The 23611-nt window shown below is 43.2% G+C and carries 20 protein-coding genes and 1 pseudogene; 13 read left to right on the forward strand and 8 right to left on the reverse strand.

Going from position 1 to position 23611, the window contains the following annotated elements:
* The first annotated feature begins 25 nt into the window (after positions 1-25).
* Positions 26-2206, forward strand: coding sequence for an S-layer homology domain-containing protein (locus NST13_RS15220; RefSeq protein WP_342580977.1), 2181 nt, complete (start codon positions 26-28; stop codon positions 2204-2206).
* A gap of 17 nt (positions 2207-2223) precedes the next feature.
* On the opposite strand, the gene NST13_RS15225 is transcribed toward NST13_RS15220, so the two are convergent.
* A complete protein-coding gene (locus NST13_RS15225) occupies positions 2224-2532 on the reverse strand; it encodes a hypothetical protein (protein ID WP_342580978.1) in 309 nt (102 codons plus the stop codon).
* 1 nt (position 2533) lies between these two features.
* A complete protein-coding gene (locus NST13_RS15230; RefSeq protein ID WP_342470220.1) occupies positions 2534-3031 on the reverse strand; it encodes a DUF6241 domain-containing protein in 498 nt (165 codons plus the stop codon).
* Positions 3032-3396: 365 nt separating this feature from the next.
* Here NST13_RS15230 and NST13_RS15235 point away from each other — a divergent pair.
* From NST13_RS15235 to NST13_RS15245, 3 genes and pseudogenes are all read left to right on the forward strand, one after another.
* Positions 3397-4448 (forward strand): annotated as a pseudogene (locus NST13_RS15235) (tartrate dehydrogenase).
* A 260-nt stretch (positions 4449-4708) separates the two neighbouring features.
* Positions 4709-4858, forward strand: coding sequence for a hypothetical protein (locus NST13_RS15240; protein ID WP_342580979.1), 150 nt, complete (start codon positions 4709-4711; stop codon positions 4856-4858).
* Positions 4859-4994: 136 nt separating this feature from the next.
* Complete coding sequence (locus tag NST13_RS15245; RefSeq protein ID WP_342580980.1) at positions 4995-5495, forward strand: macro domain-containing protein; 501 nt, start codon at positions 4995-4997, stop codon at positions 5493-5495.
* 328 nt (positions 5496-5823) lie between these two features.
* On the opposite strand, the gene NST13_RS15250 is transcribed toward NST13_RS15245, so the two are convergent.
* Positions 5824-6120: an amphi-Trp domain-containing protein gene (locus tag NST13_RS15250; RefSeq protein ID WP_342470218.1), complete on the reverse strand. Its 297-nt coding sequence runs from the start codon at positions 6118-6120 to the stop codon at positions 5824-5826.
* A 192-nt stretch (positions 6121-6312) separates the two neighbouring features.
* Positions 6313-6786 (reverse strand): hypothetical protein, encoded by a 474-nt coding sequence (locus tag NST13_RS15255; RefSeq protein ID WP_342470217.1) that lies wholly within the window; start codon positions 6784-6786, stop codon positions 6313-6315.
* 394 nt (positions 6787-7180) lie between these two features.
* Here NST13_RS15255 and NST13_RS15260 point away from each other — a divergent pair, with 394 nt between their 5' ends.
* The gene (locus tag NST13_RS15260) at positions 7181-7627 is read left to right on the forward strand and encodes an Hsp20/alpha crystallin family protein (RefSeq protein WP_342470216.1); all 447 of its coding nucleotides are present in this window, start codon (positions 7181-7183) and stop codon (positions 7625-7627) included.
* A gap of 1196 nt (positions 7628-8823) precedes the next feature.
* Here NST13_RS15260 and NST13_RS15265 read toward each other — a convergent pair.
* The 3 genes from NST13_RS15265 to NST13_RS15275 all read right to left on the reverse strand — a co-directional run bounded on the left by NST13_RS15265 (position 8824) and on the right by NST13_RS15275 (position 10521).
* Positions 8824-9594: an S-layer homology domain-containing protein gene (locus NST13_RS15265; RefSeq protein ID WP_342580981.1), complete on the reverse strand. Its 771-nt coding sequence runs from the start codon at positions 9592-9594 to the stop codon at positions 8824-8826.
* Between the two features lie 68 nt (positions 9595-9662).
* Positions 9663-9944 carry an S-layer homology domain-containing protein gene (locus NST13_RS15270; RefSeq protein WP_342580982.1) on the reverse strand — a complete coding sequence of 94 codons (282 nt, stop codon included), beginning with the start codon at positions 9942-9944 and terminating at the stop codon, positions 9663-9665.
* A 418-nt stretch (positions 9945-10362) separates the two neighbouring features.
* Entirely contained in the window at positions 10363-10521 is a 159-nt protein-coding gene (locus NST13_RS15275) for a hypothetical protein (RefSeq protein WP_342580983.1), read from the reverse strand.
* Positions 10522-10682: 161 nt separating this feature from the next.
* Here NST13_RS15275 and NST13_RS15280 point away from each other — a divergent pair, with 161 nt between their 5' ends.
* The 4 genes from NST13_RS15280 (at position 10683) to NST13_RS15295 (ending at position 16016) form a co-directional block, all read left to right on the forward strand.
* Positions 10683-11342 (forward strand): S-layer homology domain-containing protein, encoded by a 660-nt coding sequence (locus NST13_RS15280; RefSeq protein WP_342580984.1) that lies wholly within the window; start codon positions 10683-10685, stop codon positions 11340-11342.
* 207 nt (positions 11343-11549) lie between these two features.
* Positions 11550-12620, forward strand: coding sequence for an S-layer homology domain-containing protein (locus NST13_RS15285; RefSeq protein WP_342580985.1), 1071 nt, complete (start codon positions 11550-11552; stop codon positions 12618-12620).
* Between the two features lie 232 nt (positions 12621-12852).
* Positions 12853-13776, forward strand: coding sequence for an NlpC/P60 family protein (locus NST13_RS15290; RefSeq protein ID WP_342580986.1), 924 nt, complete (start codon positions 12853-12855; stop codon positions 13774-13776).
* 317 nt (positions 13777-14093) lie between these two features.
* Positions 14094-16016, forward strand: a complete 1923-nt coding sequence (locus NST13_RS15295) for an N-acetylmuramoyl-L-alanine amidase (protein ID WP_342580987.1) — start codon at positions 14094-14096, stop codon at positions 16014-16016.
* A 284-nt stretch (positions 16017-16300) separates the two neighbouring features.
* Here the strand turns inward: NST13_RS15295 and NST13_RS15300 are convergent, their stop codons facing one another.
* Positions 16301-16480, reverse strand: coding sequence for a hypothetical protein (locus NST13_RS15300; RefSeq protein ID WP_342580988.1), 180 nt, complete (start codon positions 16478-16480; stop codon positions 16301-16303).
* A gap of 348 nt (positions 16481-16828) precedes the next feature.
* Here NST13_RS15300 and NST13_RS15305 point away from each other — a divergent pair, with 348 nt between their 5' ends.
* The 4 genes from NST13_RS15305 to NST13_RS15320 all read left to right on the forward strand — a co-directional run bounded on the left by NST13_RS15305 (position 16829) and on the right by NST13_RS15320 (position 23417).
* Positions 16829-17734, forward strand: a complete 906-nt coding sequence (locus NST13_RS15305; protein WP_342580989.1) for a C40 family peptidase — start codon at positions 16829-16831, stop codon at positions 17732-17734.
* A 360-nt stretch (positions 17735-18094) separates the two neighbouring features.
* The gene (locus tag NST13_RS15310) at positions 18095-19549 is read left to right on the forward strand and encodes an N-acetylmuramoyl-L-alanine amidase (protein ID WP_342580990.1); all 1455 of its coding nucleotides are present in this window, start codon (positions 18095-18097) and stop codon (positions 19547-19549) included.
* A 1256-nt stretch (positions 19550-20805) separates the two neighbouring features.
* Positions 20806-22230: an MBOAT family O-acyltransferase gene (locus NST13_RS15315; RefSeq protein ID WP_342470198.1), complete on the forward strand. Its 1425-nt coding sequence runs from the start codon at positions 20806-20808 to the stop codon at positions 22228-22230.
* 5 nt (positions 22231-22235) lie between these two features.
* The gene (locus NST13_RS15320) at positions 22236-23417 is read left to right on the forward strand and encodes a DHHW family protein (RefSeq protein WP_342470197.1); all 1182 of its coding nucleotides are present in this window, start codon (positions 22236-22238) and stop codon (positions 23415-23417) included.
* Positions 23418-23611 lie beyond the last annotated feature (194 nt).

Consider the following 23611-nt stretch of genomic DNA (forward strand, 5'->3'; position numbering starts at 1 on the left):
CTTTACAATAAGGGGAGGATATTGAATGAGAAGAAAGAAACAAAAATCCTATTTCCACGCAGCCCTTGCGGCGACAGTGGCTGTGAGTGCAGCGATTGTGGCACCGACGGGATTTGCTGAAGCTGCGTCGTTTCCGGATGTGAAATCAACCGATTATTTCTATGAAGCTGTCACAAGTTTGACAGAACGGGGCATCATAAAAGGTTTTCCGGATGGCACCTTCAAACCGTATCAATCCGTCACGCGCGGGCAAGCGGCCAAAATATTGGCAGGGGTGTTGGGATTGGATACGAACAATGTGAAAAATCCGGGATTTACCGATGTTTCCACGTCCAATGAATATTACGGGGCCATTGCAGCACTGGCGAACGCCGGCATTATCAACGGTTATCCGGACGGCACCTTCAAACCGAATGCACCGATTCAACGGAATCATATGGCCAAAATTCTGGCCCTTGCCTTTGGACTGAAAGCTTCCCCAACGGCCACAACACCGTTTACGGATTTAAACCATCAAGAGTATGAAGGGTACATTAAAGCCTTATATGAAAACAAAATCACCACGGGCATGACACCGACGACTTTCGGTGGAACGTCCAATGTGACGCGCGGCCAGTTTGCCACTTTTGTATTCCGCGCTGAGAAAGGGACGAAGCCGACAACGGACACAACGGAAGTGACCTTTACGATTTCCGATATCAATGGGAACCATATCATTGCCGGAAGCCAACAATACAAAGTGGCGGGCGGCATTCAAGGCTTATTGGATGCCTCCAATAAACCCGCATTGCAAGGGGCTGTCGTCAAAGCCGAAGTTCAAAATGGCGAAATTGTTTCGATTCGTTCACTTGAATTGAATAAATCCGGAAAATCAGGTGAACTTATCACATTAGACGGAAAAAATACAAATATTGCCGGCAATGTGACGATCAATGCGGACTATGTGGCTGTGAAAAACTTGAATGTGGAGGGCAAGCTGTTGTTAAGCAACAAAGTGGCATCCGTGTTTTCCGCAAGCCATGTAACCGTAAAGGATGAATTGTATGTTGCCGACAAACAGGATACACAAAACGCGCCGACTTTGACCATCCATTTAACGGATGTTTCCGCATCGAAACTGACATTGGAACGGAAAAGAAGCGTCATCACATCCGATAAGGCCATCTCCGAGCTTGTATTGACCGACGCTGTGTATTCGGTCGAAATCAATGGCATTGTGGAATTGCTGAGGGTCCATGATAACAAAGAGATAAGCGGGGAAGGCATCATTTTAAAAGCGGCGGTTTCAAAAGCGGCGGATCTTTCATTGAATTTCACAGGAAAAATCGGAGAATTAAGGATTGAACAGAAAGAAGCCAACGTGAAATTGGGATCCGACATGGAAATTAAAAAACTGGCCATTCCGGCGGGGGCAAGTTTGGAAAAGATCATCCGGAATTTTGCTGAAATCCGTTATTCAATCAAGATTGGAGAATTGATGGATTTACAAGGACAACCGGTTTCATTCCCGGCATATGAAATATTCCCTGTTGTGCGGAGGAATGGGGTGGAACAACCATTTACAGTAGTATCGAACAAAGACGTCCAGGTAGCGGAGTATAAAAATATATTTGCCTATCCAGGCGATCGAGTGCAGCTTACGCCAAGGGAAGGAACGAAAATTCATTATCAAGTGGAAAGTTATCCGAGACCAAATATAAGTTGTCCTCCTGAAGGATGTGAAAAGCACGTCCCTGATCCATTGACTTATCCGGTATATACAGGCCCAATTGAAATTAAGACGGATTCCACCTTAATAGCGGCAGTTGTAAAAGACGGCGCGATTATTGGTGAATTTACGGTAAATATATTTGTCGGCTGGGATGATGCAATTAGTTGGGAGCAATTCCCAATCCTCAAGGTCAATGGGAAAGAGAAAATTATCAATGTTTCCACCCAAAAGGAAAATGGTTATGAGGTAGGCGATTATGGGGACGTTTCCGCATTATCCAAAGCGGAAGTGGAGTTCATTCCTAGAGAGGGGACGGCCATTTATTATTGGCTGGGTCAATCTGAATATTACGATAACGACTATGATTATGCAAGCGCCAGAAAATATACAGGGCCAATTGAAGTAAGAAAAGCCACACATTTGAGTGGGATTGTCATGAGAGGTCACAAGGTGATTGGCGAATTTTCGGTGAATCTATGGATTTTTGATAGATAAATAGGTTTCGGAAGGTTTCAGACATCAATTTTGCGCGGATGGGGAGTCGTCTTGCGCGGAGTGTCGACTTGCTCGGATAAGGTGATTACTTGCTCGGATAGAGTGTCCGCTTGCTTGGATAGAGTGTCCACTTGCTTGGATAGGGAGTTGGCTTGCTCGGATAAGGAGTGGTCTTGCTCGGATAGAGTGTCCGCTTGCTCGGATGGGAAGTGAACTTGCTCGGATAAAGAGTCTACTTGCTCGGTTGGGATGCCAACTTGACCGAATCGAGTGCTGACTTGCTCCCCTCCTGAATAACCAAAAAAGGGTGCCCCGTTCTGAGGCACCTTATTTTTTCTTCTCCATTTTTTTGGATTGGGTTTCGATATATTCTTTTTCTTCTTCAGGCGAAAGCAGTCCGTAAGCTTTTCCGATATTGCCGCCTTGCCATTTCCAAATTTTATTATGAACTTTGACCGCATTGGAGAAATCGCCGTTTTTCCAGGCGGTCAATGCTTCGCGGTAAAACTTTTCATGTTGAAAATCGTTTTGATCCAATATCGCCAACATTCGGTCGATTTGTTCTTCCGTCATTGGTGTGTACCCCCACTTTGTATCGGCTTTCACTTTCTGATGGGTCATTTCGTGCATGATTTGCATGAACATCTCTTCGTCCATGACAAGATTCCCATCGTCCACGGGGGTCTGTACCGGCTGTTCCGTTTCAGCGTTCACCGTTTCCGTTTCTGGCGGTTCCGCTTCTTCTTTATTGGAAAGATAGACGGCGACTCCGATCCCCAACAGGGCAATGATGCACACGCCTACAGCCTTCAACACTTTCTTCATAAGAGATGGATTGATTTTCTCCCTTCAAAACATCTTATTTGGATAATAGGATAACAAATTTATAGATACTGTCAAATGAAGCGCATAGGCATTTTTGGGGCGAATTTGGCGGAAATTTTGTTTTTTGCATCAATGTGGACCGAATCTGCTTTTTTTGTGTTACCGGCATGATCGAATTTTATTGACCTAAATGGAAGGAAGCCGTTCCCAACCTGTTCAAAGCCGTTTCTTTTTGCTTGGCGGAATCCGGGACTGGTACGGAAAGCGCGTGGCACCCATTTCCGGTTTTTGCTATAATTAGTGCGAATTATCTGGAAAAAAATCCGAAGTGACGTGCATTGCACCAAGATAGGGGGATTATGTTCATGAACATTCACGAAATCGCGGTCATTCCAGGGGATGGAATCGGGAAAGAAGTGGTGCCGGCAACGCTGGAGGTGTTGGAACGGTTGGCGGAAATCCATGGGGGAATCAAATTTCAATTTGCGGAATTCCCATGGAGTTGCGAGTATTATTTGAACATGGCGAAATGATGCCGAAAGATGGCATTGAGACGTTGAAAAATTTCGAGCAGATTTATTTGGGGGCCGTCGGAAATCCGCAATTGGTGCCGGATCATATTTCCTTATGGGGACTTTTGATCAAGATTCGCCGCGAATGCGAGCAGGTCATCAACTTGCGCCCGGTGAAAAGCCTCAAAGGGGTGCCTTCCAAATTGGCGAGTGATGAGCCTTTCGATTTTATTGTGGTGCGCGAAAACAGCGAAGGGGAATACAGTGAAGCGGGAGGAAGAGTCCATCACGGCGGGGATGAAATTGTCATCCAAAATGCGGTGTTCACGAGAAAAGCGACGGAACGGGCGATGCGTTTTGCCTTTGATTTGGCGATGAAGCGCAATAAAAAGGTCACAAGCGCCACCAAATCCAACGGCATCGTCTACAGCATGCCTTTCTGGGACAAGGTGTTTCATGAGGTGGGCAAGGACTACCCGGAAGTGGCGACGGAATCCAATCACATCGATGCATTGGCGGCTTTTTTTGTACTGAAGCCGGAGCAGTTTGATGTGATCGTGGCCAGCAACCTGTTCGGCGACATTTTGACGGACATCGGCGCGGCCATCATGGGAAGCATCGGCATTGCCCCGGCCGCCAACATCAATTTGAACGGCAACTATCCTTCCATGTTCGAGCCGGTGCACGGTTCCGCCCCGGATATCGTCGGAAAAGGCATTGCGAACCCGATCGGCCAACTCTGGACGGCGAAAATGATGCTGGATCATATGGGCTATGATGAATTGGGCGACCTGTTGATGAAAGCCATTGAAGAAACAACGGCATCCGGCGTGAAAACACCTGACATCGGAGGAAAATCGACAACCGCGGAAGTGATTGGGGAAGTGTTGAAGCGGCTTCCGTGAGAGGCCTGGTCTTTTCGGGTGTCGGGCTTTCATTCGCATGTAAATCGATGGAATACGCGCATAACCCGGTTAATTCCTTAGGCGGAAATCATTTACAACGGAACCTAGAACACCATCAATCGTATTCCATTTCGCAAATCCGGAGGGAAAACATTCTTGAAATCGAGCGCAAAATTGATGAATGGATCGAACAAGCGGAAAAGTTGAGGGAAGCAAATAGTTGATTCAAAAAGCATCCAACATACATTAGGATGGAAGCCATGTCCTTTCGAATGGGACATGGCTTTTTGATATTGCCACAAAACTTGATGATATTCCTGGAACATGTGGATATTGTCGCAAAACCGGTTGATATTGACACAAAATCAGTTGATATGTTCACAAAACTTGATGATATTCCACCAACTTGACGAGAATGTCATAAAATCCGTAAAAATCCCAATTCCCCCTGGCCACTCACAAGCCCTGTCAATTCTGCTACAATAACTGTAAATCAGGTGCCTAACCAATTGCCAGGCATCAAACCAACTATCAAGGGGGGATTCGATGCCACTCAAAATAGTGCAGAAGGATATTACCACCATGAAAGTGGATGCCATCGTCAATGCGGCAAATACCCGATTGCAAATGGGCGGAGGAGTGTGCGGAGCGATTTTCCGCGCGGCTGGCGTGGATGAGTTGCGGAAGGCCTGTGACCAAATCGGGCATTGTCCCGTGGGGAAAGCGGTCATCACAGATGGCTTCCGGCTGCCGGCAAAACAGATCATTCATACAGTTGGGCCTGTTTGGCAGGGAGGTCACCAGCATGAAGCCGAATTGCTTTCATCCTGTTACAAGGAGTCGTTGAAACTGGCAATGGAGCATGGCTGCCGTTCCATCGCCTTTCCGGTCATTTCTTCGGGGATTTTTGGCTATCCAAAAAGAGAAGCGCTCCAAGTAGCCATCACGACAATCCAAACATTCCTCGAAACACATGAAATAGATGTCTATATCACCATTTTTGACGAGGAAATGGCGCGCATCAGCAAAGAACTGCTGAACGGGTAGCGGAACTTCCATCATTGAAAACAAAAAAAGCGGGAACTCCTCAAAGGAATTCCCTTCATGAAAAGTGTGGTTAGGGGACAAGAATGCTTGGATCAACACTCAATTGATCCTCTTTTTTTGCAATTGATTTAAGGGGACAATTGCATGAGTACTTCTGAATCTATTGTATTAAGCTAAAGGGGGCAATTGTATGAAAAAATCACCAATTGCAATTGGAACATCTTTGAACGGAGAAAAAATGCCTCCGAAAAGAAGTCCCGAATACAAATCGAAAAAGTATTGCTTAACCATATTGTAACCGCTTTCAAAAATTTAATCAAGTATAATATTATTCAATTGACATCTTGCCTGCAGACGCGCGATTCGGGGACCATTCGATTTCGATTTCAAACTCGTGTTTGTCGCCTTTGACCGTGTATTTATAATCGACTTTCACTGGATCGCCCGGGGCCACTTCCACTTGTTCCGTCCCTTGTACGAAGGTGAATTTTCCTTCCTGTTTCAGCTTCTGGGCCATTTTTTCAAGCATCGCCGCAAAGGCTTGGACACTCTGCACTTCCTTGTGTTTAATGAGCACTTGGGGTTGAGGTTTTTGTTCGTTCATGGTTTTCTTTGTTTCGTCCATTTGGCTTTCCTCCTTTGAACTTGCTTTTCTTTATTATACCATTTTTGAGAATGGTGGAGGTACGATCAAGAAGGAAAGCGCTGGGCTATCCACGTTCAAACCTCATGAAAGCCAGAAACACCCTTAGTGGATGTCTCTGGCTCCGTTTATGTGCCAACAAGCATCAACCGAAGCGCCTTTCCGCCCTCAGCATTACTCAGCAACAAATTTTTCGCTCTTTTTGATCAAGCCATAGATATAGAAGAAAATTCCGAGTGTGATGAGGGACAGGATCACAAACAGCACGGCTTTTCCTGATTCGCCCGTCCAGCGGTAGAATAAACGGTACAAATAGTAAACGAATATGGCAAGAAGCGCCAAATTGGCCAACCAGCCGATCAATGGAATGAACGAAATGACGAGCAATACGGCATAAATGACTGCCCAAATCAAAGCATCCTTTTTAATTTCATCCGGTTCTGTTTTCTTTGATCCGAACGCAAAGAACAAATAATAATTGATAATCGGAATCCATGCCAAGAATGCGAGGTCATTCGGGCCGTTTGTTTTTGCAGTATAATAATAAATGATGGCAGTAATGATATAGCAAATAAGTGCGAGTACAAGTAATACAAAGAATCCTCCTATCAGTCCGACAATGACATTATCCTCCCAATAGGAACCCATGTTTTCCCTCCTTTCCATCGGCTTAAAAATCATTGTCATTATATGAACGTTTTTTTAAGAAATGACATCAGCGGGCAAGAAATGGGAATAACGGAGCATTTTATTTTCCGTGAATATTATTCTTTATAAAATCCCATCCGCCGAGAAGATCCGGGCGTTTAACGCAAACCATTCGGGGTAAAAATGATTAATGGAAGGGGGGCGTGGCTTTCGGGGAATTGTTACGGAATTGCGAAGATTTTTTGATAAAAAGGGAATAAAAGATTGACAAAAGTATGATAAAAAAATGATAATTTTACATCTTTTTACATACAATTCAAATGCAAATACAACCAAGGTGTATAATATAAATGTAAAAAGTACTTGTACAAATATTTAAAAGGAGGAGATTGAAATGTTTGATTTAAGACCATTCAGAAGAAAAAATGAAGATTTATTTGAACGTTTCAAAAAAGCTTTTGAAGATGTATTCGACGACGACTTCCTACCAGATTTAGGACCGGATTTCAAATCTCTCCGCACAGATATCACAGAAACAAAAGATGCCTACATTGTACAAGCTGACTTGCCTGGTTTCAACAAAGAAGATATTCAGATTGATATAGACAACAACTACTTGACCATCCGCGCAAAACGGGATGACCACACAGAAGAGCGGGATGAAAATGACCGGGTGATCCGCAAAGAACGCCATTTCGGCGAATTCTACCGTTCTTTCTATATCAACGATGTGGATCAAGAACGCATTGAAGCGGAATTGGATAACGGTGTATTGAAAATTACCCTTCCAAAACTCCATCCTGGTGATGATGGCAATTCTAAACGCATCCAAATCAAATAATGCGGGAATCGGGCTATGAGCGTTTGCCATAGCCCGTTTTCTGTAAGGGTTTTCATGGAATTTATTTCAAAATATTTTTTTGGATTGAATATATTTGGGGCCGGAAACATATGGATTGTTCTTTTTTTTTATAAATGGTAGACTATTAATGTATATAGGATTATTTCCTCTATAACAATAGATTACTATTCCCGTAAGGAAATACCAGGTTGGTAGCCCAGAGAAAGAGCACAAGCGTCATCGTTTGTGCTCTTTCTTTTGTGCGCCCGGCATGTACATGAACTATAGGGTGTAAGTCCCGAACCCCGAAGACAGAAGTAGAGGTTAGCTCAACGAAAGGGTGTCCGTGGTGACGCGGAATCTGAAGGAAGCTGGAGGCAAAAAAATCATGTGGAAATTCACCTTACAAAAACCGATGTTAATGCTATACTAAAAGGCGAGTATCAGGTGGAACTGCTGCTTTAGGTGCTTTAATTGGTAATTATGGTGGCATCCCGGGAGCTATTGGAGGTGCTGCTATAGGTGCTGCTGCTGCAACAATTATTAATGAATATATAGATGCGGTTCCACTAGTGATTTATATCCCATATTTGAACCCGACTACCGGTGTAAGAGTTTATAAACAGTAAATTAATTTTAAGTGAAAGGTGATTAACATAAAAAAAAGACTTTATCCTGCAATTTGTGCTGCTCTAGCTGTATTTTTAGTTAATTCCATCTTTGAATATTTCTTTAATGATTTATCACTTTCAATTAAAATTATATTAAATATGATATCTGCAGCAATAGGAGCAGTTTTCGGTGTTGCTATATTAAAAGAAAAACAAGACTAATACAATCAAGTAAGAGAGAATTAATCACTCTAATACAAAATTATAGGAATTAGAGAAAGAGGTCGGGACAACCCCCTCATCTAAACACATTATTTACACAGAACCCTTGGTAACTCCTATTGGAGAAACCAAGGGTTGGAAAGTCTTGAAGCTCGTTATGAAAACTTGCGTCAATGATCTTAATTGAACCGCCGTATACGGAACCGTACGTACGGTGGTGTGAGAGGACGGGAGTTAATCGCTCCCTCCTACTCGATTTGAAAGAAAAGGATTTATGTAAAAAGGAAAAAATTTTTATAATTCTTCCAATATTTTCTTCTATATAATATTTGCCTAAGATGAATCCATTCTTAAACATAATATTTATTTTTGTATTGCAAAAATAATATTACTTTTTCCTTCAATAGTTTCTACAGTTTTACCATTTGCAGTAAATGTTTCTGGTGGTACTACTCCATTATGGAAATAATCATTCAAATAATTGAATGGTATCATGTAATCATCTTCAAAGAATAATTTCAAGAACTCTTTGGCTACGATTGGAATTCGATAGGCATCTTTAAAATCGGAATTATCCCAAAAGTTAAATTCCAATAGATGTTCAGCATACGTATCTGACCCTAAATATCCCATGACTTCGTAGTTTTCTTCATTCACATAAAGTTGACCATTCAGTTTAGTAAATCCGAGTTCATTTTTTAAAATGTTAAGATTTTCTTTGAAATCGGACTTCACACTTGATTTTAATACAGGGGCAGCCCAACCATCAGGATAGGTTTGACCTTTGGAGCTGTTGGAACCATCCGTATTATTTGAAGGGTTTGTTGTTTGGGTTTGTTTGAATTCGTCATTCAACAAACGGGCCATCATCACCGCATATTGTGTACGGGTAATCGGGTCGTTGGTTCCGAATGTCCCATTCCCGTAACCAACAGTAATACCGTTATTGGCCAACGCTTTGACCGCTTCATAAGCCCAATGGGATTTTGGCACATCCGAAAATGCTACATCCGTTGTTCCTTTCAATTGATAGGCATTCGCTAAAATGGAAGCCATTTGGGCACGGGTCAGTTTGCCGTATGGATCAAAGAATTTTTGACCTTGTGCATTGGTTTTTCCATGGATGATCCCCAATTCAACCGCTTAGGCCACCATCTCGTAACCATAAGTGCCAGGTTTCATATCCATGAAACCGGGATCTTTCACATCAGAAAATCCGTAATGCCTTTTTCCCGCAAAATCATGGTCAAGGCTTGGAGGCGCGTAATGTTATCATTCACGCCAAAATGGCCATCGGAATAACCTTTGATGATTCCTTTTTCGGACAAGTATTGGATTTCCTGATATGCTCTGAAATTTGTTGGCACATCTTTGAAGGGTTGGGTTTCCGCAAAAGCTGAAGTCGCAATGGATGCGGATAAAGCAAACGATCCCGCCAATACCATCGCTTTTTTGCTGAATCCTTTCCAAAGTTTTTGACTCACTTTTTCCTACCTCCAGTTTTTAATAAACAATATATTTTTTTGATATAGAATTTTGAATGTTCAATGACATTCCGTAGTCAATATCGACAATATTTTGGAAATATTTATAAGATATTGTAAAATACCGGAAAGTTCGTTTGAAGGGTTGGAAGAAGCTGACTTAAAGATGAAAACTCAAGATTCCTATAAACATTCCGGTGAAATTTGCCGATGAGAAATAAGGGCGAGCAATTTTAATAATACAAGTCTTTTTTGCTCTTGTACGTTAGGCTGCCAACCAAAATGGAATTTGATTGGCAAACTTGCAGGGGAATTTGGATCAAAAGGGCTGAATGGAAAGTATTTGGATTTCCATTCGGCCTTTTTGTGTTCTGCGGGATAAAGGTGACTTCCGCTGAAGATGGGGTGATTTCCATTCCTATAATCGCAAGGCGCTTTCCTGGGAGGGATCATCGCCAAAACCGGAAAGAAAATCGCCAAACCGGAAGACATCATCGCCACAATCATGAAAATAATCGCCAAGCAAAAAAATAACCTCTTCCAAAGAGGAAATCATCACCTCACTCGCCGACATCATCGGCAATCGTCCAATGAAAATTCTCCTACGCCTGGCAAATCGCATCCTCGAATTCCAGAAAAAATCGTGCCAATTTCCCTCATCCAAATCTTCATTTTGAATTATGATAGAATCATAGAAATAACTTCGCTCAAAGAAAGTGCGAAATAGGAGGAATATCAATGACCATACTGAAAAAATGTTGGATATTCGTCATCGGGATCATCACCGCTTCCATCCTTGTGGCGGCCCCTGCCAATGCGGCGACGAACCCATTCATCGATGTCACGACAAAAGATACCCACTATCCAGCCATCGTGGAGCTGTACAATAAAGGAATCGTTGAAGGGACAAGCAGCAAAACCTACGAACCGTACAAGCAAGTCACACGCCAGGAAGCGGCTTTATTTATTGCCAATGCGTTGAAGCTGGATACAGTGAATGTTCCGAACGCCAAATTCACAGATGTGCCGAAATCAAGCAAATACTATGGGGCCATTGCCGCGCTCAGTTATAAAGGCGTGATCAGCGGCTATCCGGACGGCACTTTCCGCCCGACAAACACATTGACCCGTTCCCAAATTGCCAAAATGATTACGTTGGCTTTTGAATTGTCCATCTCCAAAAATACCGTGACACCATTCAAAGATGTCAATTCCATTTCCGACATCCCAACAAGACAATACATTCAAACCCTCGTTGACTATAAAATTACAACGGGCACAACGCCTACCACATTCAGCCCTTATACTGCGTTGAACCGCGGACAATTGGCCACATTCCTGAAAAGAGCCATTGATGCGACGGGCGGAGGGGATTTCGAAATCATCGGCATCGAATAAGCGTGAAAAAAGCATTATCCCCGGCATCTTTATCTTCCGGGGATAATGCTTTTTATTCACCCTCAAAAAATATTGCAAATTTTGGACATTTTGGGAGCTGAAAATTAATTTCTATGAATCCACGAAAGGTTATTGCAATTGAAATAGAGAATCAATAATATATTAACATTGGGTATAATCCAAATTGCTTAGAGTGGAGAGAACATAATGAAACGAAAAATTGTGTTGGCCGCCTTATTTCTATTTTTGCTTGGTATTTTTTCACACACTGAAACGACAGCACTTGGAGCTTCCAACCAAACATATAAAGATATCAATAGCAACTTTTGGGCATCGACATCCATTTTGGAACTGACCAAAAAAGGGTACATAAGCGGATACGCTGATGGGACTTTCAAACCAAATCAGTATGCGACCCGTGCAGAGGCGGCAAGCGTCCTGGCCCGGTCACTGGAGATCCCGCTCGACTCCAATTTCGTACTGAAAGCGAAGGATGTTCCGGCAAGCCATCCATATTATAAAGAAATCCGAAAGCTGGCGGAGTTAGGGATCGTGCAAAACAACGAATCTTTCCGCCCCGAAGAGCCGCTGACAAGAGCCCAAATCGCCAAAATGATCGCCCTCACTTACAATGTAAAAGTGGATTCAATCAATAAAACCACTTTCAAAGACTATCCGAAAAACTTTTGGGCAAAGGATTACATTGAATCCCTGGCGGATGTGGGCATCATCAAAGGGACTACCTCCACCACATTTTCGCCCAATAAAAACGTCACAAGGGCGCAAATGTCGGAACTTGTTTACAGAGGCATCGATTTCAAGAAAAAAATCAATTCTTATCAATTGGCCTACGACTATTTATCCAAACATTACATTTCGACAGTCAATACGGCGGCCGGCTGGACAAATGAAGTCGTCAATTTGGTGAATGAAGAGCGGAAAAAAGCGGGGCTTCCCGCATTGAAACAAGACTTGGCCCTGAATCAACTGGCGATCATCAAAGCCCAGGACATGATTCAAAGAAAATATTTCGACCACTATTCCCCATATTACGGTTATCCGTGGGACATGGCCACTCTCTTTGATTACGAATTTACGAGATTTGGAGAGAACATCGGCCGCAATTTCAAAAAGCCGAAAGATGTCGTCAATGCGTGGATGGCATCCAAAGAGCACCGGGACAACATTTTGAAAGATTCCTATACCTATATCGGGGTGGGAATCAAAGCCGATGCCAATGGAAACTATTATTGGGTTCAGCTGTTTTCTAGTAAATAACTTGTAATAAAGTATACCTATTATTACAGGAATATTACAAACATCGACATAGTAATATTATATTTTTCTTTTATAAGCGCCGAATTTCCTCAAATAACAAGGATTTCGGCACTTTCTGTTATAACCGGAAAAAGTTACACAAATGAAAAATTACTAGAGTTCATTCTATGGTAGTCTATTAACTGTGAGTGTATAGAGAACGGAATAGTTAGTTGAAAGGGGCCAAGTGTTCGTGAAGAAGAAATGGATATTGCCAATGTTTGCATCATTTATGCTTGTATCAGGAATTGGAGTAAGCGCGGCAGAAGCTGCAACAGTGAACGAATTAACTAGTACAGCGAAGCAATATATCGGAGCGCCATATAAATATGGTGGAACAAACATTCAAACGGGAATCGATTGTTCCGGATATACGCGCTATATATTCTCAAAATTCGGAATTTCTTTGAAACGCTCTTCAAGAGAACAATTCACTCAAGGAACACCTGTATCCAAAAGTGATTTGAAACCTGGAGATTTGGTGTTCTTCAATACATCCGGCTCAGGCGTATCCCACGTCGGCATCTATTTGGGAAGCAATCAATTCATTTCCGCTACGACTTCCGGTGGCGTAGAAATCGACAACATCAATGACCGTTACTATTGGGGCTCCCGTTATGTCGGTGCGAGACGTGTGGCGGAATTTACAAATGAACAAGCGGAACAAGTAAAAGAAGCCGCAATCGATTTCAGCGTTTATGCATCCCGTGGTGAAGCTGCAATCCGCCTTGCCGCTGCGTTAGGTTTGGATACAAACGACACAGCTACGCCATTCGTTGATGTGAAACCTGATTCAAAATATGCTGGAGCGACAAAAGCATTAAATGAATTACAAATCTTCACAGGCGATGCGAGCGGAAAATTCAACCCTGGTTCTCCGATCACACGCGCCCAATTGGCCAAAGTTTTGGTGAAAGCTTATGGTTTACAAATGAAAGGTGAACCAAAAACATTCACAGACGTGCCAGCAAACCACTGGGCATATGAATATGTTCAAATTTTGGCATCCAACGGCATCACAACAGGCAAATCGGACGGTTCATTCGGCGTGGATGAATACGCAACATTGGAACACTTGGACATTTTCATTGAACGTATAAAAAATAATTTACAATAATCATCAATCGCTACCAACTTCAACTTGTAGGAATTGAAATACATCCATAAAAATAGGAGAGAGGTCATTACGAACCTCTCTTTTTTATTTTTCAAGATTTATTTTTCAAGAGGGAGCCGAATCTTGATATTTCATTAATACCCAATGAAGCGGAAAATTACACCTCCCTTTTCATTTTTTGTTGAAAATTATTTTTTTGGGTCGAAATTATTGGGTCATCTGAGGATGAAATTGGGAAATAAGGTAGAAAAGACGGATGTATGCAAATAATTCTTTTGGTAGAATAAAATTACTATCTTAGAAGGGCGGGAAGATAATTGTTTAAGAAAAGAGCGGGTTTTTTGTTCACAGCTTTTGTCCTGTGTTTGTCGTTCCTATTGAATATACATACGGCTAGTGCAAAAGTACAATTTGTCGATGTGCCGACAAACTACGATGCTTATGAGGAAATTCAGTATTTGATCGGTTTGGGGGCCATCAAAGGGTACGAAACGAAAAATGGTACATATTATAAGCCGCATGAGCCGGTATTGAGATGGCAGGCGGCAAAAATGGTGGTAATCTCCAAAGGGCTGGGAACGCTGACAGTCAGCAAATCTTCGTTCAAGGATATCCAAGCGGGCACAGAAGTTTCGCAATACGTGGAAAGGGCTGTGAAAGCGGGATATTTCACAGCTTATAACAATAATGGCGAATTTAAGCCTTATGTCAATTTATCCCGTAAGGAAATGGCGAAGGTTTTGGCGGTCGCCTTCCAGTTGGATGCGGATAAATATGCCAATTTATCGGTTCCGTTTAAAGATATTTCGAAAAACCATCCATATTATAAATACATTGCGGCCATTTACTACAACGGTATCACGCAAGGAAGCCCTTCCGGCAATAATCGCGTCTTTATGCCGGATTCTTCCGTTACCCGGGGGCAATTCGCATCCTTCATCGCCCGGGCAAAAGAATCGCGTTTCCGTTTGCCATTGCCGGTCCAAGGGGTGCAAGTGCCAAATGAAAAAGATGCCATTGGTACGGTGATGTCTACGACGGACAGCTTGAATGTGCGCAGTTCCAAAGATACCTCCTCCAATGCCAATCGGATCGGGCAAATCAATAAAGGGGACAAGCTCCCTTTATTTGAAATTCAATCCGGCTGGTTCAAAGTGATGTATAAAGGGCAATATGCCTATATTTCCAGCAGCTACGCCCAAGTGGTGGATGATTCGGGGCAACCCCTCGGCAAAGTGCAGAAAAATGTCATCGCCACACAAAAGGTGAATGTTTATAAAATGGCAAATACCAGCTCCAAAGTGATCGGTTCTTATAATGCCAACGAACAGATTCCGGTGTATAAAACCGTTGGAAATTGGTATTTGACGCAAAAAGGCGGCGTTCCGGGCTATGTTCCAATTTCATCGACGAAGGAACAGGCTGCAGCAAAGCCGGTAGAGGAAAAGCCTAATCCGGGAGATACGCCTGTCTACACAACCAATACAATTGGACGAGTGACAACGAACGGATTGAACATCCGCCAGAATGCCGACGCTTCTTCCAAATCCCTCGGCACCCTCAACAAGGGGGATGTGGTGGCCGTCCATTCCATCAGCGGAAACTGGGCGAATGTGACGACAGCCAAAGGGACAAAAGGCTATGTGCATAAAACCTATTTGAAATTGATCAACCAAAGCGGCAGTCCGGTGAAAGGGCGTATTATCGTCATCGATGCGGGCCATGGCGGCAAAGACCCTGGCGCATCCGATGAAGGCGCGGTGGAAAAAGAGATCACCTTGAAGGTGGCGACCGTTGTGAAAAATAAATTGGAAGCGGCCGGGGCCAAAGTCGTCATGACGAGAACGGGCGATACGTACCCAACCCTTGAAGACCGGGTGAATATTGCATTGAACCACTATGCGGAAGTGTTTGTGAGCATTCACGTCAACTCCGCTGCAAGCAAGAGCGCCAACGGAACAGAAACGTACTATAGTGTACAGGGAAATGTGAATGTGGAAGAAGATGCAACGTTGGCGAAAGCGATCAACAATCAAATTGTGAAAAATGCGGATATGTACAACCGCGGCGTTAAACAAGAGGATTATTATGTGATTCGCAATATGCTGCTTCCATCCGTATTGGTGGAATTAGGATTCATTACCAATCCGGAAGATCGCGCGAAATTGACAAACAGCGAATACATCGAAATCTTCGGCGATTCGATTTATAAAGGAATTGTGGAATATTATCAAAATTGATGTGAAGGTTCAGTAGGCTGCTCGATGCGGCCGTTGGGTAATGAATTATTTGACTGTCTGGAAGGGGAAGTTTCCAGGCAGTTTTTCTTTTGGTTGGGCGTTTCAGGCTGGGGGCACTACCTTGGCGGATAATCGCCGAGGATTAAAATAGGGGGTTCTTCCCGAGCAATAATGGCCAAAGTCGCGGAAATAATCGCCACATCGGGAAAGATAATCGCCAAAAGGAAGAAGATAATAGCCGCGGGGCAAAAAAAGGCACCTCTGCAATAGGATCATCGCCAAAGTTACGAGAATAATCGCCCCATCGGGAAAGATAATCGCCAAAGGGATAAAAAAGGAGCCCCGCCCCAAGGGATCATCGCCAAAATGGCCGAAATAATCGTCACATCAGGAAGGATAACCGCCAAAGGGATAGAAATAATCGCCAAGTGACAAAAAGCCACCAGCCAAATCAATCGGATCATATCCTTCCTTCAAATGCGAAAATCCTTCCCTAAATCAAGCCACCAAAAAGCGTTTCAACCATCTTCCATCTAAATCAAAAAATTACTTTATTTATGTTAAAAATTCAATATCATCCTTGATTTCCTTTTAAAAAATATCATTTTTTTAATAGTAAAATTACAAACGTATTACATTTTATCACTTTTTGTAAAACGGAATGTCGTTAAATGCGTTATTTTCTGCCTTAGACGTAATTTTTCTTAAAAATCACAAAACAAATCGTTACATAAATGAAAAATCACTGGTCCAAAATTTATGGTAGGCTCGAAATAGATTGCGAAGTGAGGAAATTGAAGGAGGATTTGACAGTGAAGAAGCGATGGCTAATACCGGTTTTTGCATCTTTCATGATTTTTACATCACCCATCGTGGATGCGGAAGCGGCAACTACACAAGAATTAGTAGCAACAGCAAAACAATACATAGGGGTCCCATATGTATGGGGCGGCACGACAACACAAGGATTTGATTGTTCCGGATTTACGCAGAAAGTATTCGCCGATTTGGGTTATCAAATCAACCGGACATCCGCAGCCCAATATGCACAAGGCACGCCCGTTTCAAAAGCAAATTTGCAGGTTGGGGATCTCGTATTCTTTAATACGTCCGGAAATGGCGTTTCCCATGTAGGGATTTACATCGGGAACAATCAGTTTATCAATTCTTCTTCAAGCAAAGGGGTCAGCATTGCTTCATTGGATAACAGTTACTGGAAGAGCCGTTATGTTGGAGCAAAACGCATCGTGGATTTCTCAAAAGCGGCTCCTGAAGTGAAACCGGCAGCGGTCGATTTCAGCTTCTATGCTTCCCGCGAGAAAGTGGCTTTGCGCTTGGCGGAAGGGTTGGGCCTTGATACTTCCAATACCAATTCGCCATTCGTCGATATCAAACCGACCGATTCAGTGGCTGGGGCCGCAACAGCCCTTCATCAATTGAAAATCTTTGAGGGGAATGAGCAAGGAAAATTCAATCCGAATTCTCCGATCACCCGCGCACAAATGGCCAAAGTGCTTGTAGTGGCTTTCAACTTGCAACCGACTGGCAAAGCGGTGCAATTCCATGATGTACCTCAAAATCATTGGGCTTATGATTATATTACGATTTTGGCGCAGCATGGCATTACCATCGGAAAAGGCAATGGCTTGTACGGACCGAACGATTATGTGACGCTTACTCAGTTGGAGACTTTCTTAAGCCGCGCAACGAATCGATAATATAGGCATTTAAAGCGCCATAATGGCAAGAATTTCTGTAATTTTACAAAAGATTCCACAATTGATGCATTGCTCGGAAAGGGAGGGACAGTTCGCTTTCAAATGATTCCTTTCCCGCAGCAATGCTTCAATTTGGCTTGTTTGCGGAAAATTATTCCATGATTCATCCAAAGAGATTCCGATCCGTATAGAAACCAGCAATTTTTATCAACCGGAAAGAAAATTAACAAAAACTACTAATTATCTGTTGCTTTATCATTAAAAAATGAAAAATGCCTTTAAATCACATCGAAAAAGTGCTATTTTTGGAAATACCAGTTACTATTTTGTACGAATTTGGAAGGGGGAGTTGGAAACGAAATGTTTTTGAAAAAATTCGGCTTCTTATGTGCATTATTGTCGCTTGTAATGATGGCGGCATTCAGTACGGAAGCATCCGCGAGTCAACGGTTTGCCGACGTTCCTGCAACGCATGAAGCCTATCAACCAATCAATTATTTGGCGGATCGGGGCATCATTAAAGGCTATAACGAAAATGGAAAGCAAGTGTTCAAGTTATATAACTCTGTCACTCGTGGACAAGCCGCAAAAATGGTTGTGCTGGGTGCAGGTTATCAACCGCTGAAAGTTTCGCAATCTTCCTTTGTGGACGTCAATCCGAAAACAGATCCTGAATTATCGGGATTTGTGGAAAGAGCGGCCAGTCTGGGGCTTTTCAACACTTCCAATAAACGGTTCAATCCGTATGCCCCGCTTACCCGTGGAGAAATGAGCATGGCGGTGGCAAAGGCATTCAAATTGGATGTGAACAAATATGCGTCTTATCCGTCGCCATTCTGTGACATTCCAACCAACCATCCGTATTTTAAATATATAAATGCCTTATACTACAATGGAATTGCCCAAGGAAGCAACGGAAAATTCAATCCGGACAGCTATTTGACAAGAATGCAATTCTCCTTGTTGGTGGCACGGGCCATGAACGCCCAATTCCGTCTGGATGTGAAACCGGTGACGGGCCAAAATCCATGCCAGCATCAAACGGCTCCTGAAAGAACGGATACCATTGGACGCGCGACGGTGAATGATTTGAATGTCCGGAGTGCGGCGAATGCAAGTTCCTCCATTATCGGAAAATTGAATCGCGGCGATGAAGTGTACGTCATTTCCATTGATGGTTGGTGGGCCAAAGTGAACTATAAAGGTTCCGTCGGCTATGTGCATAAAACGTATTTGAAATTGATCAACCAAAGCGGAACGGCCGTGAAAAACCGGATTATCGTGATTGATCCAGGACATGGCGGAAAGGATCCGGGGGCAGTAAACGGCAGTTATGCGGAAAAACGCATCGCTCTGGCGGTGGCCAGCACGGTGAAACAAAAGTTGGAAAGAGATGGCGCGGTGGTGTATATGACGCGCGAAGGGGATACATATCCTACATTGCAGGATCGGGTGGATTTTGCTCAAGGGAAATATGCTGAAATGTTCGTAAGCATTCATGTCAATTCCTCATCCAGTTCCAGCGCCAAGGGAACGGAAACGTATTACAGCATTACCGCAAATGATAATGAACTCGAAGACAAAGCGCTTGCGACAAACATCAATAACGAGATTGTGAAGCAGGCGGATATGGTGAATCGTGGAGTGAAACGCGAGGATTATTACGTGATCCGCCACTCGGTCTTCCCGTCGGTGCTTGTCGAGTTGGGCTTCATTACGAATAATGAGGACCTCTCCAAACTGGTCAACAGCAACTATCAAGAGATTTTTGGAAACGCGATTTATCAAGGAATCGTCAATTATTATAGTAATTAATGTGGGTGGGCTGCCTGAAGAGATGAAAGCTTTTTGGGCGGCTCATTCTTTTTATTGCTTTGGGATTGCGGGGGGAATTCTTTAGGGCAACAATGGGAAATTTGGCTTTGTAGCGGAATCAGTGCATCAATCCGCCATGCTGATGAAGAAATCCGCCACAGTCCAAGAACAATCCGCCAAATGAAAATTTAAGGCGTCACAAAAGAAGCATATCCGCCGAATCAGGGAACAAATCCGCCATGCTGATGAAGAAATCCGCCAAAGTTCAAGGAAAATCCGCCAAACGAAAAATTGAGGCTTCATAAAAGAAGGAAAACCGCCAAATTTGGGAACAAATCCGCCATGCTGATGAAGAAATCCGCCAAAATCCAAGAAAAATCCGCCAAATGAAAAATTGAGGCTTCATAAAAGAAGGAAATCCGCCAAATTTGGGAACAAATCCGCCATTCTAATGAGAAAATCCGCCACAGTCCAAGAACAATCCGCCAAACGAAAAATTGAGGCTTCATAAAAGAAGGGAATCCGCCAAATTTGGGAACAAATCCGCCATGCTGATGAAGAAATCCGCCAAAGTCCAAGGAAAATTCGCCAAATGAAAAATTGAGGCTTCATAAAAGAAGGGAATCCGCCAAATTTGGGAACAAATCCGCCATTCTAATGAGAAAATCCGCCACAGTCCAAGAACAATCCGCCAAACGAAAAATTGAGGCTTCATAAAAGAAGGAAAACCGCCAAATTTGGGAACAAATCCGCCATGCTGATGAAGAAATCCGCCAAAGTTCAAGGAAAATCCGCCAAACGAAAAATTGAGGCTTCATAAAAGAAGGAAATCCGCCAAATTTGGGAACAAATCCGCCATGCTGATGAAGAAATCCGCCAAAGTTCAAGGAAAATCCGCCAAACGAAAAATTGAGGCTTCATAAAAGAAGGAAATCCGCCAAATTTGGGAACAAATCCGCCATTCTAATGAGAAAATCCGCCACAGTCCAAGAACAATCCGCCAAATGAAAATTTAAGGCGTCGCAAAATAAGCATACCCGCCGAATCTGGGCATAAATGTCCCAAACCCATAAGAAAATTCGCCAATCCAAAAACTCCCGTATTCACAAAAACTGATCTGCCATTAATAAATCCAAATATGGAATGGCACTGGCCAAGACTTTCGTTTACAATGTACAAAGTAGAGAGAATTTGCAAAAAACACGGTTTATTGTCGATTTTCACGGAAAACAAATGCTTAGTATTGGGGTAATACGATGGTATTTAGTAGCTTAGTGTTCTTATATTTATTTTTGCCGTTAGTCATTATCGCTTATTTCATTTCTCCAAAATATTTCCGCAATATGGTGTTGTTGATTGCGAGTTTGTTTTTCTATGCCTGGGGAGAGCCGAAATACGTTTTTTTGATGCTGATTTCCATTTTGGTGAACTATGTGATGGGGATTGTCATCGATCAAACGCCTCCTTCCGCGAAAAAGAAGCGGTTGTTGATACTGACGCTGATCGTGAATATTGCGATTTTGGGCTATTACAAATACGCGGGTTTCTTTATCGGCATATGGGAAGACCTGTTTCATGTCGACATTGAATTCGAGGAAGTTCCGCTTCCAATCGGGATTTCCTTCTATACCTTCCAAGCCATGAGCTATATCATCGACGTGTACAGGCAGGAAGTGAAGGCGCAGCGGAGCCTCACCGATTTGTCCCTGTTTATTTCCCTGTTTCCTCAGCTCGTTGCAGGGCCGATTGTGCGTTATCAGACGATTGCCGAGCAAATCAAGCGACGGATCATTAAAAATGAAGATTTAATGATCGGGACGCGCAGATTTATTCAAGGGTTGGCGAAAAAAGTGCTGATCGCCAATCCAATGGGGGCTGTGGCGGATTATTGTTTTGCCCTTTCCGGCGACAACTTGACGACGGGGACGGCTTGGTTGGGCATCCTGGCTTATACGCTGCAAATCTACTTTGATTTCTCCGGATACAGCGACATGGCGATCGGACTGGCGCGCATTTTCGGATTCAAGTTTTTGGAAAACTTCAATTATCCGTACATCAGCCAATCCATTACGGAGTTTTGGCGTCGTTGGCACATTTCGTTAAGCCAATGGTTCAGGGATTATGTGTATTTCCCGTTAGGCGGAAGCCGCGTCGATGCCCAATGGAAAGTCTACCGGAATTTGTTGGTCGTGTGGACTTTGACCGGATTTTGGCATGGTGCCAGCTGGACGTTCATGGCATGGGGGTTCTACTACGGCGTGTTGATCTGTTTGGAAAAATGGGTGGTCTTGAAATGGCTCGATAACATCCCCCGAGTGTTGCGCCATGTGTATGTGCTGTTGATTGTCATGATCGGCTGGGTCTTTTTCCGGGCGGATGATTTTGCTTATTCCTTTAATTACATCAAAACCATGTTCTTCTTGAAAGACGTTCCATTATATGATTATCGAACATTGCTGGTTCTGAATGATTATGGCCTTTATTATGTGGCGGGCATCCTCTTCTCAATCCCGGTTTATCAATGGTATGCAAAATGGAGTGAACAAAAAGCGCAAGAAAACAACGGCTTTTATGTGTCGCTCCGGATTGTCCAAACCGCTTACTATTTATTGATTGTGTTCATCGTGACGATGTTTTTGGTGAATTCAACGCATAATCCGTTTATTTATTTCAGATTCTAGGTGATATGATGAAAAAATTCGAATTGCTGTTGCCGATAAGTTTCTTCATCTTCATATTTGGCATGCTCATAGTGCACGTATGGATGCCGGACCGGGCAGTTTCCCAAATGGAGAACCGCAATTTGACAGTGCTGAATAAACGGCCCGGATTGGAACAAATATTTTCTGGGGAATATTCGAAGCATCTTGAGGACTATTTCACCGACCAGTTTCCAAAGCGGGACGGCTGGATCAGAGAATACGTGCTGTTGCAAAGACATATGGGGAAATTGTATTTGAACGATAAATATTATCTTGCCGGAGATGGCTGGATTGCTGTATCGCCGGTGGTGGAAGTGGAGGAAGAAGCTGTCGAGAAGTTCGTTGATGAATTGTCCGGGCTTTCCCACGATTTGGCACAAGCCGGCATCCCGTTCACGTATTATTCATTCCCAGCCAAAGCCACATATATTTTGAAAGCTCCCGAGTTCATGCCAAAAGATGTGGGGCAGGAACAAAACCGGAAAGTTCATGAGCTGTTGAAGGAACGAAATGTAGATGAAGTTCGTCTAATGGATTATATGGATCCATCCATTCCTGTGGAAGAAATGTATTATAAAACGGACCACCATTGGACGATGAGAGGGGCGTATGCGGCATATGAAGCGTTGATTGGCACGTTGAGCGAACGGATGGACGAATCTTTGTCCCCGTTCCCTTATGATGAGCGGAATACCGTATGTTTGAAAAATGAATTTTTGGGTTCTTGGAACAAAATCTTGGCGATGACGGTGGAAAATGATGATCATGTTTGTTACAATGAACCAATTGATTTTTCAGAGATATTGACCATTTATGAAAGAACGGCCACGAGGGAATATCAGGCGGATGTGGACAAGCTTTACGGAATCGCCAAAACTTATGAGGAATCAAGACCGGTCGAATACAGCGAGGGATACAGCCGCGATTTGATCGAATTGAATATCTATAATCAAAAGCCCCAAGTGGACAAGCATTTGGTGGTGATCAAGGATTCCTATTTCAACCCGATCCAACTGCTGGTGGCATCCCATTTCCGCCGATTGACCATCATTGATTTGCGCTATTTCGATAAGCCTTTGATCGACTATTTGAAGGAAATTCATCCGGATTATGTCCTATTGGCCTATAATGACCGGAACCTGAATGTTTATCTAAAAAATGAATAAATTGTCCGGCGGTACGTTTTCATAATCCGGGAACCTTGGCCCATACTGAAACTATCGCCGGAATGGGATGAAATGTTTCTCCAATTCCGAATTCTGACCGGGGAATTGCGTTGCGGTTTCAAATCATGTAAAATGCATGAATGTGAATGAGGTTAGTGAGTAGGTGATTTGATTTTGGCGCTTTCTCCGCGCAA

Source organism: Ureibacillus sp. FSL W7-1570, assembly GCF_038593265.1.
Classification (GTDB): domain Bacteria; phylum Bacillota; class Bacilli; order Bacillales_A; family Planococcaceae; genus Ureibacillus; species Ureibacillus suwonensis.